Source organism: Methylobacterium sp. Leaf100 (assembly GCF_001422845.1).
In the GTDB taxonomy this organism is placed as follows: Bacteria; Pseudomonadota; Alphaproteobacteria; order Rhizobiales; family Beijerinckiaceae; genus Methylobacterium.
Window position 1 is genome coordinate 24145 of sequence record NZ_LMMW01000034.1, and the last position, 17777, is coordinate 41921.

Genomic DNA, 17777 nt, shown 5'->3' on the forward strand with positions numbered 1-17777 from the left:
GCCGCTTGGACGCGACCGTCGATCGTCACGAGATCGTGGAGGTGGGGCCGACCGACTCAGGTCCGGGCCGCCAGGGCCTCGCGCACGGTGATGGCGACCGCATCGGTGCGTTCGGCAGCGACCACGTAGAGATCATCCGTATCGAGACCGGTCGTTTCCACATCAACATGCGGGGCATCGCTGGCGAAGACGATGCGCAGGTCGGGGCGCAGGGCGCGCGCCTCCAGGGCGAGCTGCACGCAGCCGAGTTCACCCGTGAGGCTGAGATCCGTGACGAGGACATCCACCGGCAGGCCGAGTGCCAGAACGGTCATGGCGTCCACACCGCAATCCACCGTCGTGGTTGCGTAGCCGGCACGGCGGATCTGAGCAGCAACGTCATCGCGCCAATGCTTCTGGCGCCCCGCTATCAGGACTTGGACGCCGTAGGCGCCACCGGACGAGGCGGCCTGTTCCATGGTCGAGACTCCCCATGCGCGCCTGGCCATACCGTGATCGACACCTCGAATGGGTTGCATTGCAACATGCTAAGCCACGCCGGGTCGGCGACACAAGCCCAACTCGCGCTTTCCAGCTGGTCACCGATGAGGCAATCCGCCAGCCGGTCGACTCGTTCCCCGAGGCACGCCCGTTGACGGCGAGAGCCCCGTCGGGGCAACACCGCCCGGCCGCTCGATTCGACGCCCGGGATCACCCGCGCTCGAAGCGGCCGACAGCCGGAGACCGACCCCGATGGCATCCGCCAAGACCGTTCCCGTCTCGCCGCTGGCGCCCAAGCATCAGCCGGATCTCCCGGCCATCGCGGGCGTCGGTCTCGCCACGGCGCAGGCCGGCATCCGCTATTCCGGACGCACGGACGTGCTCTACGTCGCTCTTTCCGAGGGGACTGAGGCCGCCGGCGTGTTCACCCGCTCGCGCTGCCCCTCCGCTCCCGTGGATTGGTGCCGGCACGCCCTGGACAGCCGGGGCGCACGCGCCCTCGTGGTGAATTCGGGCAACGCCAACGCCTTCACGGGCGCACGGGGCCGCGAGGCCGTGGAGCTGACCGCCGCCATCGCGGCGCGGGCGGCGGCGTGTGCGCCGGAGGCGGTGTTCATCGCCTCGACGGGCGTCATCGGCGAGCCCCTCGACGCCACGAAGTTCGAGGGCGTGCTCGCCGATTGCGCCACCCGCACGGAGGGCGGTGCCGCCGCCTGGAGCGCGGCGGCCCAGGCGATCATGACCACCGATACGTTCCCGAAGCTCGCCACGCGCCAGGCCAGCATCGACGGCACGACGGTGACCCTCAACGGCATCGCCAAGGGCGCCGGCATGATCGCCCCCGACATGGCGACGATGCTGAGCTTCGCCTTCACCGACGCCGCCCTGCCGCAAGTGGTGCTGCAGGCGCTGCTCACCGCTGGAACCGTGAAAAGCTTCAACTGCGTGACGGTGGACGGCGACACCTCCACCTCCGACACCCTGATGCTGTTCGCGACGGGTGCTGCGGGCAACGCTGCGATCACCGACGCGGCCGACCCGCGCCTCGCCGACTTCCGGGACAAGCTCGACGATCTCCTGGTGGAACTGGCCCAGCTCGTGGCCAAGGACGGCGAGGGCGCGCGCAAGTTCGTCACCGTGCGGGTGGAAGGCGCCACCAGCGACGCCTCGGCCCATCGCATCGCCCTATCCATCGCCAACTCGCCCCTGGTGAAGACGGCGGTGGCCGGCGAGGACGCCAATTGGGGCCGGGTCGTGATGGCGGTGGGCAAGGCCGGCGAGCCCGCCGACCGCGATCGCCTCGCCATCTGGTTCGGCGATGTCCGGGTCGCCCGCGAGGGCGCCCGCGACCCGGATTACAGCGAGGATGCAGCGAGCGCCGTGATGCGCGAATCCGACATCGAGATCCGGGTCGAACTCGGCCTCGGCGACGGTACGGCCCGTGTGTGGACCTGCGATCTGACGCAGGGCTACATCGCCATCAACGGAGATTACCGCTCGTGAGCGCCCGCGTCGGCACCTTGGCGCTCGCCGCCCTCGCCGTTGCCTGGATCGCCCCTGCGGGCGCCGAGGAGGCGCCCACCCTGAAGGACGGTCGCATCCATGTCGTCGGGCGGGCCAGGGCCGAGACCGCCCCGGACTTCGCCTCCGTGGAGATCGGCGTCGAGGCCAAGGGCGCGACGCCAGCCGTCGCCCTCGATGCAGCGAGTTCCGCCGCCAAGGGGCTCATCGCGCTCGCCGAAACCTTCAAGGTGCCGGAGGCCGATATCGGCACCACGGCGGTGACCCTCCAGCCCGTGACCCGGAGCGTGCCCCAGCCCGACGGCAGCGTCAGCGAGCGGGCCGACGGCTACCGCGCCGCCAACACCATCCGCCTGCGGCTCGCCGACATGGGCCGCCTCGGCGATCTCATGCGCCGCGCCCTCGAGATCGGGGCCAACCGGATCGAGGGCGTCAGCTTTGGCCTGCGCGATCCCGACGCCGCCGAGGCGGCCGTGCGGGTCGCCGCCATGAAGGACGCGACCATGCAGGCGACGCGTCTGGCCGAAGCCGCCGGTGTCACCCTCGGGCGCGTCGTCGCCATCCGCTCGCCGGCCGAGGCCGGTTCGTCCCCCTATGCCCCGATGCCCGCCCCGATGGCGGTGCGCTCCAAAGGCCGGGGCGCCCCCGTGCCCCTCGTCGTCGGCACCATCGAGACGGCGGCCGACGTGTCGGCCACCTTCGCCATCGCGCCATGAGCGCCCCCGCACCCACGCCGTTGCGCATCCTCCTCGTCGTCGCCGTGGCCCTCGTCGATACGGACGGCCGGGTGCTCCTGGCCCAGCGCCCGCCGGGCAAGCAGCTCGCCGGCCTGTGGGAGTTCCCCGGCGGCAAAGTCGATCCCGGCGAACGTCCGGAGGAGACCCTGATCCGCGAACTGCACGAGGAACTCGGCATCGCCGTGAAGGAGGCCTGCCTCGCGCCGCTCACCTTCGCCAGCCACGCCTATCCCGACTTCCACCTCCTCATGCCCCTCTACGTCTGCCGGCGCTGGGACGGGATCCCGCGCTCCATGGAGGGGCAGGCCCTGAAATGGGTGCGCCCGCGCGACCTGAAGGACCAGCCGATGCCGCCCGCCGACGCGCCGCTGATCCCGTTCCTCGTCGATCTCCTGGGCCCCTGAAAGGGACCCCGGGACCCTGAAGGGTCCCGGGGCCTTGATGTCACAGGCATCCCGCGACATCGTGCGGGCCTGACCGGGAGGGCGATGCGAGTATGGCGCGCAAGGCGGCGACGAAGCAGGCGGCGCCGGAGTCGGCCGTAAAGCCGGCGGCCAAACCCAAGCGCGCCGCGCGAAAGACCGCGCCCAGTCCCGAGACCCTGACCGAGCTCGGCCTGGACCGGCTGATCCGCTTGGTCCTCGACGAGACCGGGCGCAACCCGGCCTTCAAGAAGCTGGTCACGGCGGCCGTGGCCGCGCTCCAGGGACCCGAAGCGGTGGCGGCCCTCATCGACCGGCGCCTCACCGCCCTGGAGCGGGCCGCCGGCTATATCGACTGGCAGAAGCGCCGCGCCTTCGCGGCCGACCTCGACGCCACGCTGACCACCATGGTGACCGAACTCGCCCCCCTCGACGCGCGGGCCGGCCTCGACCGGCTGCTGCGCTTCCTCGCCGCCGCGCCCGGCGTGCTGGAGCGGGTCGACGATTCGAACGGGCAGGTCCACGGCGTCTTCGACCGCGCAGCCGAGGCGGCGGCCGCCCTGGGCAAGAGCCTCGATCCCGCCGAAGCGGCGGCCTTCGCCCTGCGCCTCGTGCCGATGCTGGAGGCGGACGGCTACGGCCTTGTCGAGGATCTGCTCCATGGCCTGATCCCGGGGCTGCCCGAGACCGCCTGCGCCCGGCTCGACGCGGGTCTGGCCGAAGCCGTGCCGCCGCGCCCGGCCAAGGCGAAAGGCGCCCAGGCCTGGGGACAGCAGGTGGCGCGCGGCCGGACCTTACGCCTGCGCCAGATGCTGGCCGACCGGCGCAGCGACGTCGATGCCTTCGTCGCTCTGGAACGCGAAGTCGCGCCCGAGCGCCCTGATCGGACGGAGATCGCCGAACGCCTCCTCGGGGCCGGGCGCCTCGACGAGGCCCTCGACTGGGTGCGCCGCCCACAGAAGCGCGGTCTCGTCGTCGTCACCCGCGAGCAGATCGTCACCGGCCAATTCGACCCGGAAGCGCCCGACCGCGCCCGGATCGAACTCGAAATCCGCATCCTCGACGCCCTCGGGCGGGGCGCGGAGGCGCAAGGCCTGCGCTGGGGGCAGTTCGAGCGCAGTTTGGATGCCGGGATGCTCAGGGCGCACCTCGCCAAGCTGCCGGATTTCGAGGACGAGGAGGCCCTGGAGCGCGCCTTCGCCCACGCCGCCGCCCATCCCGACCCCTACCGCGCCCTGCACTTCTTCACCCATTGGCCCAAACCCGACCGGGCTGCGCGCCTCGTGGCCGCGCACACCTGGGACGGGGGCCGCTACGAAATCCTGGTGCCGGCGGCCGAGGCCCTGGAGGCCAGCGAGCCCCTGGCCGCCGCTCGGCTCTACCGCCTCCTCGTCGGCGATATCCTGGAGCGCGGGCGCTCGGCCGCCTACGGGCACGGCGCGCGCCACCTCGCGACCCTGGACGCCCTCGACGCCCGCCTCGACCCCGGCGCCCTGGTGCCGGACCACGCGGCGTATCGCGCCGCCCTGCGCAAGACCCATGGCCGCAAGGCCGCGTTCTGGTCGCAGGTGCACGAGTGATGGTGCGCGAGTGATCCTGCGGCCGCTTGATCGAAGCGGCCGCAGGATCACGAAGCCCGCGCGGCGCTTGAGCGAAGCCCGAATCCGCAATCCCGAAGGGATCACCCGGATTTGCTCGGAGCCGCCGGCCCTTACGGCACGACTTCGATGGCATCGACCCGGTCGGGATAGAAGGCGAGGTGATCGCGGATTGCCGCGACCGCCGGATACGGGGCCTCGTAGCTCCACACGGCGTCGGGCCGTTCGGTGCCATCGACGGACAGGCCGAAATAGCTGGCGTCGCCCTTGTACGGGCAATGGCTCCGGCGAGAACTCGGCACGAAATGGCTCCAGATCGCGTCGCCGCGCGGGATGTACAGCACAGGCGGATAGGAGGCCTCGGTCAGGACCAGGGCGGCCCCGGTCTCGGCCACGGTCACGCCGGCGACCCGCACGCGGACCCGTCCGGCATGGGGCGCGAGGGTGATGGGATGCTCGGGGCTCGGCTGCTTCATGATGGACTTCCCATGGGATCGTGTTCCGTGGTGCCGAGCGCCTCGGCCAGCCGGGTGCGCGCACTGCCGGGCTTGAGCGGCACCTGCTGGCTCGCATGCGGTGCCCAGCCGGAGAGCCACAGGATCTCGAAGGTGGCGCGCACGCGCCCGTCCGGATCCGAGAAGCGCTCGGCGTAGAGTGCCGCCGCCCGCATCAGGGTGGCCCGACGCAGGGGGGTACGACGGCGCTCGGTGAGCACGTTGGTCAGCCCCATGGCACGCAGGTCCCGCATGAGGGCGAAGGGATCACTGTAGCGCACCGTGAGCGTCTCGACGTCGGTCACCGGCAGGGCGAAGCCCGCCCGTTGCAGGAGGCTGCCCATCTCGCGCACCTCGGCGAAGGGCGCGACCCGGGGGCTGACCCCACCTTCGATCTCGCTCTCCGCTTGCCCGAAGGCTTGGCGCAGTTCCGTGAGGCTGCGCCCACCGAGGAGGCAGCCGACGAACAGCCCGTCCGGCTTCAAGGTCCGGCGCAACTGCGCCAGGGCGCCCGGCAAGTCGTTGACGTGCTGGAAGGCGAGCAGCGACACGGCGAGATCGAACGAGCCCGGCGCGAACGGCAAAGCCTCGGGATCACCCATCGAGAGCCCGACGCCCGGCACCGTCTCCGGACCGGGTGCGAGACGCAGAACCGTTTGACATCGTCCGCCCGTCCGCAAGCGCAGGGCGGCGTCCGGTGTCGGGGATCCGAGATCGAGAGCCCGGTCGAACCGGCGCAGCACCGCGCCCAGGCGGTCGTCCAAGTCGTCGATGGTTCGGGCAAGGAGGAAATCGGCGTAGCCGGCCCGTCGCGCGCGGGCGAGGCGCGTCCGGGCGAGGGCGGTGTCGAACAGGGGCGGCGGTCGCGTCATCGTATCCCGAGCATCAGGGTGATGTGCCCGAACATGGCGCTTCCCCCGCCCGGGGACCAGCGCTTGCGGCGACGGAACGCCGAGGCTGCCCCGGATGTTCTCAGTCTCACACGTTCACCGGAAGGCAGTATCGCCATGAGATCCATTCTGTTCGGGACAGTTCTGACCGTCGCTGCCCTGGTCGGCACCTCCGGCGCCGAGGCGAAGGGCTGCCTCAAGGGCGCCGTCGTCGGTGGTGTCGCCGGTCATGTCGCAGGCCACGGCGTCCTTGGTGCAGCCGCCGGTTGCGCCGTCGGTCGCCATCAGGCGAACAAGCGCGACCGTCAGCAGCAGACCCCGCCGCCCGCCCGCTGAAGACCGGCCGCGACCGCCCACAAGGCGGTCGCCCTGGAAGTGAGGACGGCGTAGGCTGCACGGCATGGTTGCCGTCCTCCGCCGCGTCCTCGCTGGCCTGCGTGCCGCTCGGGGCATCGCCCTGGGCCTCGTCTATCCACCGATCTGCCCGGGTTGCGGAGCCGCCACAGCCCAGCCTCACGCCCTTTGCCCCGCTTGCTGGTCGCAGCTGAGGCTCATCGAACGGCCCTATTGCCAGCGTCTCGGCACACCTTTCGCCGTCGATCACGGGGCAGGGCCGCTGCTCTCGCCCCGCGCCATGGCGGACCCACCGGTCTTCGGCCGGGTCCGGGCGGCGGTGCTCTACGATGGTATCGCCCGCGATCTCGTCCATCGCCTCAAGTACGACGACCGCCTCGATCTTGCTCCGACGCTCGCCCGGATGATGGCAGGTGCCGGCGCCGAACTCGTCCGAGAGGCCGATTGCCTCGTGCCGGTGCCGCTGCACCGCTGGCGCCTCTGGCGCCGCCGCTTCAATCAGGCGGCTCTTCTCGCCCAGGGGCTCTCCACGCTCACGGGGCTACCCGTCGAAGTGCAGGCCCTCGCCCGCGTGAAGGCGACGCGCTCTCAGGTCGGTCTCTCCCGGGCCGCCCGGGCGCGCAATCTCCAGGGTGCCTTCCGGGTGCCGGAGGCCGCCCGGCCGAGGCTTCAGGGCCGGCGCGTGCTTCTCATCGACGATGTCACCACCACCGGAGCCACGGCCAACGCCGCCTCGCGCGTGCTCCTGCGCGCCGGAGCGGACAAGGTCGACGTGCTCACCTTCGCCCTGGTGGCGGGCGAGGCCCTCTGATCGTGAGACGAAAACGGAGGCCCGAAGGCCCCCGAATCGTGCTTCCGCCTTTGCTTCAGGCGGTGACGGGATCGAGACGCCCCGCCTTGGCGGCCTCGGGCGACGCCGGCTCCAGCACCTTGCCGCGCGGACCGACCCAGGCGCCGACCCACTTGCGCTGCCACAGGAGCAGGCAGCCGAGCACCACCGCGGCGAAGGCGGCGTAGCCGACGAAGCCGTAGGCGAACGAGCCGGTATACTGCTTCGACAGGCCCATGACGTTGGGCAGGATCGCGCCGCCGAGAGCGCCCACTTCGCCGATCATCGAGCCGGCCACGGCGGTGTTGGCCGGCCAGCGCAGGGGCACGAGCTGGAACAGGGCGCCGTTGCCGGCCCCGAGGGCGGCAAAGCACAGCATGAACAGGAGCGTGGTGACGACGAGGGACGGCGTCGCGGTCAGCAGCAGGAACGACGCGACGGCGGCGAGCAGCACCACGGACAGGACGAGGATGCCGCCCATGCGATCGGCGTAGTAGCCGCCCACCACCCGGATACCCGAGCCCATCAGGGCGGCCAGCATGGTCAGGCGCCCGGCCTCGACCTTGGTGACGCCGAACTGCTCGTAGAAGAACGTCGGTAGGAAGTTCGACAGGCCGATGAAGCCGCCGAAGGTGATGATGTAGATGAGGTTGAACGACCAGCCGTCCTTTTGGAACAGGCAGGCGATGTGCTCCTTGAACGACTGGTGCTCGGCATCCGGCGGCTCCTTGGCGAAAAGGATCATCACCACGAGGGGGATCGCCATCACGCAGCCGGCAAAGCCGTAGACCGTCTGCCAGCCATAGGCCTGGGCCAGCGGCGGCGCGAACAGCACGGCGAGCACGGTGCCGGAATTGCCGGCCCCCGCGATGCCCATGGCCAAGCCCTTGTGTTCCTTGGGGAACCAGCCCGACCCCAGCGACAGGGCGACACCGAACGAGGCGCCGGCGATGCCGAGGAGCACGCCCATGGCGAGCACGTCGTTGTAGGTGTGGACGAAGAAGAACCCGTAGGCCATCGCCGCCATGATGATCGACATCTCGGTCACCGCGGCGTTCTTGCGGCCGATATACTGGGCGAGGATGCCCAGCGGAAAACGCATGATCGCGCCGGCCAGGATCGGCAGCGAGATCATGAACCCGGTCTGGGCCGGGCTGAGCCCGTAGGTTTCGGTGATGAACGGCCCCATGGCGCCGTTCAGGACCCAGATCGCGAAGCAGAAATCGAAGTATAGGAACGCGGCGAACAGGGTCGGGGGGTGACCGGATTTCATCACGGTCTTGAAACTGGCCATGGAGTGCTCGTCTCGAGGTTCGCGGGTCCGCGCGGCGCGCGGTCGCTGATGCCAAGGGATTCGGACTCGCGCCGTCCGCCTCGCGGGGCGCCGTTGCCCTGCCTGCCGCCGTGACGGCAACGGGAACGAGAAAGCATCGGCCGTGCCAGACTTGAGACGAGCGGTCGAGCGTCCACGGCGAGGCACGTGGGCGCGCCGACCACCGGCCGCGAAGCGTTGGCGATGCGGTCCAACCCGCAGGCTGCCTAGTTCGTGGGCATCCCGCCATCCACGATCCGCACGACACTGCGGCCGTTGCCCCGCTTCTCGACCCGCACCTGCACGGCGATGCGCTCGATCATCGCCGCCACGTGGGTGATGACGCCGACCTTGCGGCCCCGTCCCTGCAGCGTTTCGAGGGCATCGACGGCGAGATCCAGGGTCTCGGCATCGAGGGAGCCGAAGCCTTCGTCGATGAACAGGGTGTCGACGAACGAATCCCGACCCTCCAGGCCCGACAGGGCGAGCGCCAGGGCGAGGGAGACGAGGAAGCGCTCGCCGCCCGACAGGCTGCGGGTGGCCCGCAAGTGGTCGCCCATGTCGCGGTCGAGGACATGGAGCGCCAGATCCGTCGTGGTGCCGCGCGCGAGGCGGTAGCGTGGACTCAAGGCCGCGAGCTGCGCGTTGGCGAGGTGGACGAGGTGCTCCAGGGTCACGCCCTGAGCGAAACGCCGGAACTTGTCGCCGCCCGCGGAGCCGACGGCGTCGTTCACCGCGTCCCAGGTCTCGAAGACGGCCCGCGCCGCGCCGATCTCCTCGCCCAGGCCGGCGGCCTGGGCGCGCGCCGCGTCGTCGCGGGCGAGATCCGCCGCGATGGCGCCGAGGCGCTGCTGGTGCTGCGCGATGGCTTCCGCGCCCGCTTCCGCTTCGGCCTGGGTCGCGGCGACATCGATCTCCGGGGTCGCGCCATGCGCGTCGCGGTCGGCGCGGCGGGTGGCGAGGGCGGTGGTGGCGGCCTCGACGTCTCGGTCGCGTTGATCCGCGTCCCGCCGCAAGCCAGCTCGAATCGCAGGGTCCTGCGTGAGCAGGGCGACGACTGCCTCGGGCATTCGCGTCCCGCATGCCGTGGCGAAGGCGGCGCGGGCCGCCGTGTGGCGGGCGATGGCGGTCTCCCTCCGGGCGGTCGCGTGTTCGGCGGAGCTGCGCGCGCCGGCAAGGTCCGCCAGGGCCGACGCATGGGCCTCCGCCGCGGCCTTGAGGGTATTCTGCGCCGCGAGCCGGTCGTTGTTGATCCGGCTGCGATGGACGCTCGTGTCCTCGCCATCGAGGAGAGGCGCGCGCCGTGCCCGGGCCTCGGCGAGGGCTGCCATCCGGCCGGTGAGGGCGGCTCGCGCGGTCTCGCGGATCGACTGGGCGCCGACGAGGGCCGATACGGCGCTGGCTTTCTTTTCCGAGAGGGTGCGGACTTCGGCCTCGAGCGCGAGGCGGCGTTCGCCGAGAGCCCGGTGCTGCGCGACCGCCGCCGCCACCCGGCGCACGGCCGCCGCGCCGTCGCGGTCGAGATCGGCCAGGGTCAAGTCGGCCGCTGCGAGGGCCGAGGCGGCCTCGCGCCCGAGAGATTCGATGCGTTCCGCCAAGCCCTCGGCACGGGTCCGCGCCCCCTCGGCGGCGAGTTCGGCCGCCTGGACGGTGGTGCGCGCCTCGGTGACCGACGTCCCCGCCGTTTCCATCGACGCTCCGGCCGCCTCGGCGGCCCGGCCTAGAGTCTCGATGTCGCCGCGCAGGCTTTCCGCCGCATCCAACGTCCCCCTCGACGCCTCGCGGGCTTGGCGCGCCGCCGCCGCCAGGGCCGTGAGGTCATCCGTGGCGAGCCGCACCGGAACCGGTAGGGCGATTCCGGCGCCGGTGCTGCCTGCCACCAGGGCCGGACGCAGCACCTCGTAGGCGCTGGCGATGCCGTCGAGGTTGGTCCGCGCGGTCGCCCCCGCCCGGAGGGCTTCAGCGTGGCGGGCCGCCGCCGCCGCCGCGGCCCCGGCCGCACGCGCACGCGCGGCGCCGGCTCGCGCGAGGGCTTCCTCGAGTTCGGCACGGCGGGCGCGCAATGTTTCCGCATGTCGGCTCAAGGCATCGTCCGAATGGGCGTGCGGATGGTCGATGCCGCCGCAGACCGGGCAGGGTTCGCCCGCGGCGAGGAGACTGCGCAGCTGGGCCGCCCGCTCCGACACGCTGGCCTCGGCGCGCTCGGCCATGGCGGCGACTTCGCGGCGCCCGCCCATGGCTTCGGCCTCGTCCCGTTGGGCCGAGGCTCCCTCGGTCTCCGCCATCAGCGCCGCCTGCCGGGCCGCCTCGGCCTCGGCCTCCGCCGCCGCCGCCTCTCGGACCGCTTCGGCATGGCGTCGGGCCAGGGGCAGCGCCTCGCGCAGGGCGTCCGAAACCTCGTCGAGCACGGCCGACCGCCGGCGGGCGGCCGGCTCATCGAGGGCCGCGAGACCGGCCAAACGCTCCGCGCGCTGCGCCAGGGTCCGGGTGCGCGCCTCCCGAGCGTCGCGGATCTGCGCTTCGGCTTCGGCGATCACGCGGGCTCCGCGTTCCGCCTCGGCTTTCGCCCGCTCCCGCTCCGAGATCGTCGTGGCGAGCTGTGACCGCAGGGCGGCGCGCTTCGCGAACAGGCCCGTGACCTCCTCGGCCCGGCCAGCGAGATACGCACCACCCCGATCCGCGTCGTGCCGGGCCGCCACCTCGGCGCGGGCGGCCTCCGCCGCATCGTGGCGCTGACGCAGATCGGACAGTTCGGCCTCGACGGCCTCCGCCCTACCGGTGGCGGCCTCGGCCCCGGTCTCGGCCTGCGCGGCCTCGCGGGTCGATTCGACGATCACGACGTCGAGCTGTGCCGCCTCGGTCCAGACGGGTGCGAACGCCTTGAACAAAGTCTCGGCCGCTTCGTCCGCCATCCGCGCCCGGCCGCGGACCTCCGTCGCCGCCGCGGCACGGGTCTCGGCTTCGGCGAGCCGCGCGCGCGTCATCGTCAGGTCGATGTCGGCGGCCTCCACCTCGGCCCGCGTGGTGGCGACGGCATCGGAGACCGTGCGCAAGGGCTCGACGGCATCGAGCTCCGTCAGCCGCCGCCTGTCGGCCACCGCCGCCGCCTCGCCGGCCTGGGCCTCGCTGAGCCGGGTTTCCGCGGCGGCGACCTGAAGCCGGGCCTCGGCGAGGCGGGCGGCGCCGTCGAGGGCGGCCCGGAGCGCGGCTTGGTGGTCCGACAGGTTCGCGAGGGTTTTCGCGATGGCGGCACGCTCTGTGCCGATCCGTTCCCGCGCTTCGGTGTCGAGGAGCCCGACGGCGTCGCGGCGGGTCTCAAGGATCTTCAGGGCGGCGCGCTCGGCCTCGGCGCCTGCGTGAACCCGCTTCGAGATCTCCGTGTAAATGCCCGTGCCGGTGATCTTTTCGAGGAGTTCGCCACGCTCGCCCTCGGCCGCCAGCAGGAAGGCGTCGAACTCGCCCTGCGCCAGGAGCACGGTCCGGCGGAACTGGTCGAAGGTGAGGTCCGTCAACGCCTCGACGGCGGCCGTCACGGCGGTCTTCTTGCCCCCCTCCACGGCACTGCCGTCGGCGAGGCGGTGCAGGGTGCGCCGGTCGGCCTGGAGGCGCCCGTCCGCCTTGCCCCGGGCGCGGATCGTTTCCCAGCGCACCCGATAGGCGACGCCGTCCTGGCCGACGAAATCCACTTCCGCCCAGCCCTGCGCCGCCCCGCGCCGCAGGATGGCGCGTCCGTCGCTCGAACTGACGGCTTCGCCGCTGGGGTCCGGTGTATCCTCCCGCCGTCCCGAGGCGACCCGCGGATAGCGCCCGTAGAGCGCGAGGCACAGGGCGTCGAGGATGGTCGACTTGCCCGCGCCGGTCTCGCCCGTGATGGCGAAGATACCTGTGGCGGCGATGGGGCCGCTCGCGAGATCGATGTCGAAGGGAGCCGCGAGGCTCGCGAGGTTCTCGCCCCGGATCGCGAGGATACGCAAACGCTGTCACCTGAAGCGGGGGATGGACGGCCCCTGTTCTAGGCCGCCGCGTGCGGCGTGTCCCCCCGGCGGGTCCTGCGGGCTGAGGATAACCGGGCCCGGCGGCCCCGCGTTCAGCCGTCGGCCTGGAACGCCGCCAGGGGGGCGGTGATGCCGCAGGTCACGCCGGTGGGCGGGTAGGCCAGGGCGATGGTGCCGCCGACCTGCCCGGCCAGACCCCGCTCGATGAAGCGCGAGCCGAAGCCCTTGCGGGCCGGTGGCGTCACGGCCGGTCCGCCGATCTCCTGCCAGGAAAAGGTGAGCTGGTCCGCGTCGTCCGCATACTCCACCGACCAGCGGATCGCGACATGGCCGGTCTCGCGGGAGAGGGCACCGTACTTGGCCGCGTTGGTGGCGAGTTCGTGCAGCATCAGGGCCAGCGACAGGGCGGGCTTCGCCCCGATATCGAGGTCGGGACCGTCGAGCCGGAAGCGTCCCGGCCGGTCCTCGTGCAGTTTGAGGGCGCCGCGGACCACGGGGCCGATGAGGGTCGAGCCTAGGGCTCCGCCCATGAGCAGGTCGTGGGCCTGTCCGAGGGCGATGAGGCGGCCGGCCAGCACCTCCTTGGCCGTGTCCACGTCGACGGCCGAGCGCATGGTCTGGGTGGCGATGGACTGCACCATCGCGAGCAGGTTCTTCATCCGGTGGCTGAGTTCGCGGTTGAGGAGTTCCTGCTCCTCCTCCGCCCGCAGGCGCGCCAGTGCCACGCGGGTCCGGTCGACGATGTTGCGGGCGAAATCGACGAGATCCGCGGTCCACGCCCGGACCCGGTCGTCCTGCAGGCAGAACACCGCCACCATGCGCCCGCGCTCCATCAGCGGGATGTTGATCATGCTTCGGACGCCGAGGCTGGCCAACACGTCCGTGTGCCCCGCCGTGCGCGGGTCCGTCGTCACGTCCGTGATGACGACGTCCTGCCCGCCCTGCAGCTCCGCGAGATAGGTGCCGTAATCGGAAAAGCGATACCGGCCCTCGCGTCCGACGACGCCCGGCCGGCTCCAGTCCCGGGCGATGTCGAGGTGTTCCTGGGTCGGATCGATGGACGCGTAGGCTGCCCGGGCAAGGCCCAGGGTCCGCCCGGCGATCTCGGCGGCCGTGTACGCGATGGCGACGGGATCCTGCACGTCGCGGAGGCGGTCGCCGAGTTCGACGAAGGCGGATTGGCGCTCCTCGGCGCGCTTGCGCTCGGTGATGTCGATGGAGGCGCCCGGCAGCCGCAGGGGCGTGCCGTCGGTGTCGCGCACGAGGCGCCCGCGCGCCAGCAGCCAGCGATGCCCGCCATCGGCTTGGACGATACGATACTCGCAGGCGAAGTCGTCTCCCTGCGCGCCGGCTCCTTCGGTCGCGGATCCCCCAGCCGCGAGTCCCCCAGTCGTGAGTGCCTCACTCCCACTCGCAAGTCCCTCACGCTGAAGTCCCGCCGTATCGAGCCGCCCGGTTCCCGTGCCGGCGAGCATCCGGTCCAGTTCCGCCTGGAACGCCGGCAGGTCGTCGGGGTGAAAATTGCGTACGTAATCCTCGATCGGCGCGCCCCGGGCGGCCCGTTCCTCGTCGACGGCGTAGATGCGTGCGAAATTCGCGTCGGCGTAGACCGTGTCGGTGGCGAGATCCCAGTCCCAGGTGCCGATCAGGCCGGCGGCGTCGAGGGCGAGTGCGAGGCGCTCCTCGCTGCGGCGCAGGCGCAGGCCGGTGGCCTTGTGCTCGGTGATGTCGGTGACGGTGAGGACGGCGCCACCGACCACGCCGTCCTCGACGATCGGTGCGTTGGAGGTGATCACGTCGAGGGGCGTACCGTCGCGGCGGAAGAACACCGTCTCGCGGTGGCGCAGGGCCACGCCGGCCTCCAGGGCCTGCACCACGGCGCAATCCCCGCGGGGAAAAGGGCGGCCGTCGGCGTGGTGGTGATGGGCGGTCGCGTGGAGGTTGCGCCCGATCAGGGTGCCGGCCGGCCAGCCGAGCATCGCCTCGGCGGCCGGGTTGGCGAAGGTGATGGTGTCGTCGGCCGAGAGGCGGAACACCGCTTCGCTGAGATGATCGGTCACGGTCTGGAGCAGGGCGGTCTGCTGGCGCAGGGCCTCGTCGGCCCGGCGCTGCGCGGTGCGGTCCCGCAGGATCTTGACGTAGCCCTCGTGGGCACCGTCCTCGCCCTTGAGCGGCATCATCTCGCCCATGGCCCAGAAGCGCGAACCGTCCTTGCGCAGGTGCCAGCGCTCGTCGCTGGCCCGGCCCATCTCTCGGGCCAGACGCATCTCGCGCGCCGGCGTGTCCCTGGCCCGATCCTCGGGCACGAAGATGCGATCGGCGGCCACGCCCCGCATCTCGGCCTCGCTCCAGCCGAGGATGCGCTGCGCTCCGATGTTCCAGCTCGTGACGCGGCCGTCGAGGTCCGTGGCGAGGATGCCGTAATCGACGGCGCTCTCGATGATCGCCGCGTTGAGACGCTCCCGCGCGCGGCGTTCCTTGAGGGCCCGGCGCAATTCGAGCTGCGCCATCACCTGGCGCGCCAGGGTGGTGAGGAGGAAGCCTTGGGCCTCCGTGAGGCTGCGCGGTTGCGTATCGAGGACGCACAGGGTGCCGATGGCGACGCCCTCCGCCGTGATGAGCGGCATCCCGGCATAGAACCGCACGAAGGGCGCGCCGGTCACGAGGGGGTTTCCCGCCGTTCGCGGATCGCGCGCGGTGTCGGGAACGACGAAGAGGTCGCGCTGGCGTACGGCGTGGGCGCAGATGGATTGGGCCAGGGGCGGCTCTGGACCGTCGAAGCCGACGGCGGCCTTGAACCATTGCCGATCGGCCTCGAGCAAGACGATCAGCGAGACCGGCATGCCGAGGGCCAGGGAAGCGGCCTTGACGAGGTCGTCGAAGGCCTCCTCGGTGGGAGTGTCGAGGATGTCGTATTGAGCGAGGGCGTTGCGGCGGGCCTCGACCTCGTGCTGCTGTGCGGCCTCGTCGTTGGGCGAACTCATCGGGCTCTCATTCGCGGGCGGCAGACCGAATCAGGCATTGCCCGCATCACTCGGCGCTGGCCGATGGCGCCTTGTGCTGTCTTCCTACGCGAAAACGGTCGGTGCATGCTACCGCGCGGGGCGTGCCGCGAAAGACAATTCGGCGGCCCCTCGTCTCCTGCGAGCGCCGATGAAGCGCTCATACTCCCGTCTCAGCCGGCCGTCGCCATGCCTTCCGCCTCGGCCCGGGCGCGGTGGAACACGGCGAGATGTTCCGGGCCGGGTGCTTCGCCCCGGGTGCGGGCGAAGGCGAGGCGGAACAGTTCCTCCGGGTCGCGTTCGGCGAGACGCACAAGGTTCGGGCCCGCCGTCGCTTGAGTCTCGAGGCCCTCGGGCAGGGGCGCCACCCGCACGTCGACCACGCGAACGGGGAAGCCGTCGGCGATGCGGTCGATCTCGGCGCGGTAGCCGGCGCCGAGGCCGTGCCGCGCAAGGCGAACTTGAACGAAGGGCCGTTCATCCAAGGGGTGATCCGCCGGGAGACCGAGGTCCCGCACGAGGATGGTGAGGTGGTCGCTGAGGTCCCCGAGGCGCATGTCTCCCGAGGCCGGCACGCGTAGGAAGGGCAGGGGGCGCGGGATCGGGATGAGTTCGATGTGGGCCGGCCCGTCGCCCAAGGTCACAAGGGTGACCGCGTGGGCATAGGGCTGCTCGGCGGCCGAGAGCGGGATCAGGGAACCGGAATAGCGAACGCTGTCGCGCCCGATCCGCTGCGCCTTGTGCAGGTGCCCGAGGGCGACGTAGCGCGCGTCCTCCGGGAATACGTCGGCCGGCACGGCATGCTCGCCGCCCACGAGGATGCGCCGCTCGGCCCCTTCCGATTCGAGGCCGCCGGCCACGTGCAGATGCCCGGTGACCACGAGCGGCAGACCCGACAGGTGGGGGCGGGCCGCCGAGAACAGGTGTTCGTAGAGGGTCCGAACGGCCCCGACGATGGGCGAGCCGCCACCCTCCGTCGCCCTCTGGAGCGGGGGCAGGCAGGCCGCCGTGGGATAGGAGACCGCGAGCACCTGCGCGGCGATCTCGCCGCCGCGCCGCAGGGGTACGAGATGGTGCTGCAGGTCGACCACGCCGTCGCGGCGGCGCACGTTGCCGACCACGTGGACCCCGATGGCCTCCAGGAGCGGACGCGGCGCCTCCAAACGGCCGGCGGCATCGTGGTTGCCCGCCGTGATCACGATGGTCATCCCTGGCCGCGCCCGGTTCAGGCGCATGAGGACCTCGTAGAACAGGCGTTGGGATTCGCCCGACGGATTCTGGCTGTCGAACACGTCGCCGGCCACCACGAGGGCATCGACTTCGCGTTCGGCGACGATCCGTTCGAGATGGGCGAACGCGAGGGTATGCTCGCGCATGCGGCCGTAGCCGCGCAGGGTCTGCCCGATATGCCAGTCGCCCGTATGCAGGACGCGGATCACGCGCGAACTCCGGGGCGGGTCAGCCCACCCGATCGAGGATGGCGAGCCTACGCCCGCCGAACCGAAGGGAGGCTTGTAGCGGCACGCGCGCCCGGTTTCGAGGGGTGGGCCCGGCGTCGTCCCCACCTCGCCGCTGTTCGATGAACCCGGCGTAGCCTCAGGGGCTTCGGTGCACGCTCACCGGCACGTGGTGACGGTCCGCACCGTCCAGCCTTCGCCCGCCCGCCACAGCTTACGCCGGGCCTGGGTGCAGGCCAGGGGTTCCGGCTCGGCCGAGGTCCATGCGGTGCTCGGCCCATCCGGGCGGGCGGGGCCTGCCGGGGGATCATTTCGGCCCGGCCCAGCCGCCTCGGCCGGCAAGGTGCCGAGGAGGACGCCAAAGAGAGCGAGGAAGGAGAGCAGAAGGCGCGCAAAGGCCGGCACGGGGAGTGATCCATCATGGGAGACGGCCCGTCGCGCGAGGGTCCGGAGGGACCGCGTCGGGGATGGCCTCCCACGTCTATGTCGCAACGGCCAAGCTCGTGGCAATGGCAAAGCTCTGGGCAATCGCCGGATCCGGCGATTTGCATCGATATGGTGAAGACTGCGCTCAGAACGGTATTCGTCCGCCGGTCGAAACTTGCCCGAACGCGGGACGCAGAGCTGATAAGTCATCTGCACGGCGTGACGTGGGCGTCCGGTCTTGCTAGGCCCACGCCCAAGCC

Annotated in this window: 13 protein-coding genes; 6 read left to right on the forward strand and 7 right to left on the reverse strand. The window is 71.7% G+C overall.

The genetic code is table 11. The features are described 5' to 3' along the window. Nucleotides 1-56: 56 nt before the first annotated feature. A complete protein-coding gene (locus tag ASF25_RS14845; RefSeq protein ID WP_056176534.1) occupies nucleotides 57-458 on the reverse strand; it encodes a hypothetical protein in 402 nt (133 codons plus the stop codon). 274 nt (nucleotides 459-732) lie between these two features. Here ASF25_RS14845 and argJ point away from each other — a divergent pair, with 274 nt between their 5' ends. From argJ to ASF25_RS14865, 4 genes are all read left to right on the forward strand, one after another. After that, a complete protein-coding gene (argJ, locus tag ASF25_RS14850; protein WP_056176541.1) occupies nucleotides 733-1983 on the forward strand; it encodes a bifunctional glutamate N-acetyltransferase/amino-acid acetyltransferase ArgJ in 1251 nt (416 codons plus the stop codon). Then, nucleotides 1980-2717: an SIMPL domain-containing protein gene (locus ASF25_RS14855; protein ID WP_244473039.1), complete on the forward strand. Its 738-nt coding sequence runs from the start codon at nucleotides 1980-1982 to the stop codon at nucleotides 2715-2717. The genes argJ and ASF25_RS14855 overlap by 4 nt, the downstream gene beginning before the upstream one ends. After that, entirely contained in the window at nucleotides 2714-3142 is a 429-nt protein-coding gene (locus ASF25_RS14860; protein WP_056176544.1) for a (deoxy)nucleoside triphosphate pyrophosphohydrolase, read from the forward strand. The genes ASF25_RS14855 and ASF25_RS14860 overlap by 4 nt, the downstream gene beginning before the upstream one ends. Before the next feature lie 92 nt (nucleotides 3143-3234). Then, nucleotides 3235-4740 carry a DUF6880 family protein gene (locus tag ASF25_RS14865; RefSeq protein WP_056305524.1) on the forward strand — a complete coding sequence of 502 codons (1506 nt, stop codon included), beginning with the start codon at nucleotides 3235-3237 and terminating at the stop codon, nucleotides 4738-4740. Nucleotides 4741-4871: 131 nt separating this feature from the next. Here ASF25_RS14865 and ASF25_RS14870 read toward each other — a convergent pair whose 3' ends face one another. Beyond that, nucleotides 4872-5234: a DUF427 domain-containing protein gene (locus ASF25_RS14870; protein ID WP_056305527.1), complete on the reverse strand. Its 363-nt coding sequence runs from the start codon at nucleotides 5232-5234 to the stop codon at nucleotides 4872-4874. Continuing rightward, entirely contained in the window at nucleotides 5231-6124 is an 894-nt protein-coding gene (locus ASF25_RS14875) for a methyltransferase domain-containing protein (protein WP_056305529.1), read from the reverse strand. The genes ASF25_RS14870 and ASF25_RS14875 overlap by 4 nt, the downstream gene beginning before the upstream one ends. 135 nt (nucleotides 6125-6259) lie before the next feature. On the opposite strand from ASF25_RS14875, the gene ASF25_RS14880 reads away from it, so the two are divergent. Both ASF25_RS14880 and ASF25_RS14885 read left to right on the forward strand, forming a co-directional pair. Continuing rightward, the gene (locus ASF25_RS14880; RefSeq protein WP_056176563.1) at nucleotides 6260-6478 is read left to right on the forward strand and encodes a hypothetical protein; all 219 of its coding nucleotides are present in this window, start codon (nucleotides 6260-6262) and stop codon (nucleotides 6476-6478) included. Nucleotides 6479-6542: 64 nt separating this feature from the next. Then, complete coding sequence (locus ASF25_RS14885) at nucleotides 6543-7307, forward strand: ComF family protein (protein WP_056305531.1); 765 nt, start codon at nucleotides 6543-6545, stop codon at nucleotides 7305-7307. Between the two features lie 55 nt (nucleotides 7308-7362). Here the strand turns inward: ASF25_RS14885 and ASF25_RS14890 are convergent, their stop codons facing one another. The 4 genes from ASF25_RS14890 to ASF25_RS14905 form a co-directional block, all read right to left on the reverse strand. Further along, nucleotides 7363-8619 (reverse strand): MFS transporter, encoded by a 1257-nt coding sequence (locus ASF25_RS14890; protein WP_056268009.1) that lies wholly within the window; start codon nucleotides 8617-8619, stop codon nucleotides 7363-7365. A gap of 245 nt (nucleotides 8620-8864) precedes the next feature. After that, a complete protein-coding gene (locus ASF25_RS14895) occupies nucleotides 8865-12611 on the reverse strand; it encodes an AAA family ATPase (protein WP_056305533.1) in 3747 nt (1248 codons plus the stop codon). Nucleotides 12612-12724: 113 nt separating this feature from the next. Then, nucleotides 12725-15616 (reverse strand): PAS domain S-box protein, encoded by a 2892-nt coding sequence (locus tag ASF25_RS14900; protein WP_056305536.1) that lies wholly within the window; start codon nucleotides 15614-15616, stop codon nucleotides 12725-12727. 191 nt (nucleotides 15617-15807) lie between these two features. Then, nucleotides 15808-17073 carry an exonuclease SbcCD subunit D gene (locus ASF25_RS14905; RefSeq protein WP_056176576.1) on the reverse strand — a complete coding sequence of 422 codons (1266 nt, stop codon included), beginning with the start codon at nucleotides 17071-17073 and terminating at the stop codon, nucleotides 15808-15810. Between the last annotated feature and the right edge of the window lie 704 nt (nucleotides 17074-17777).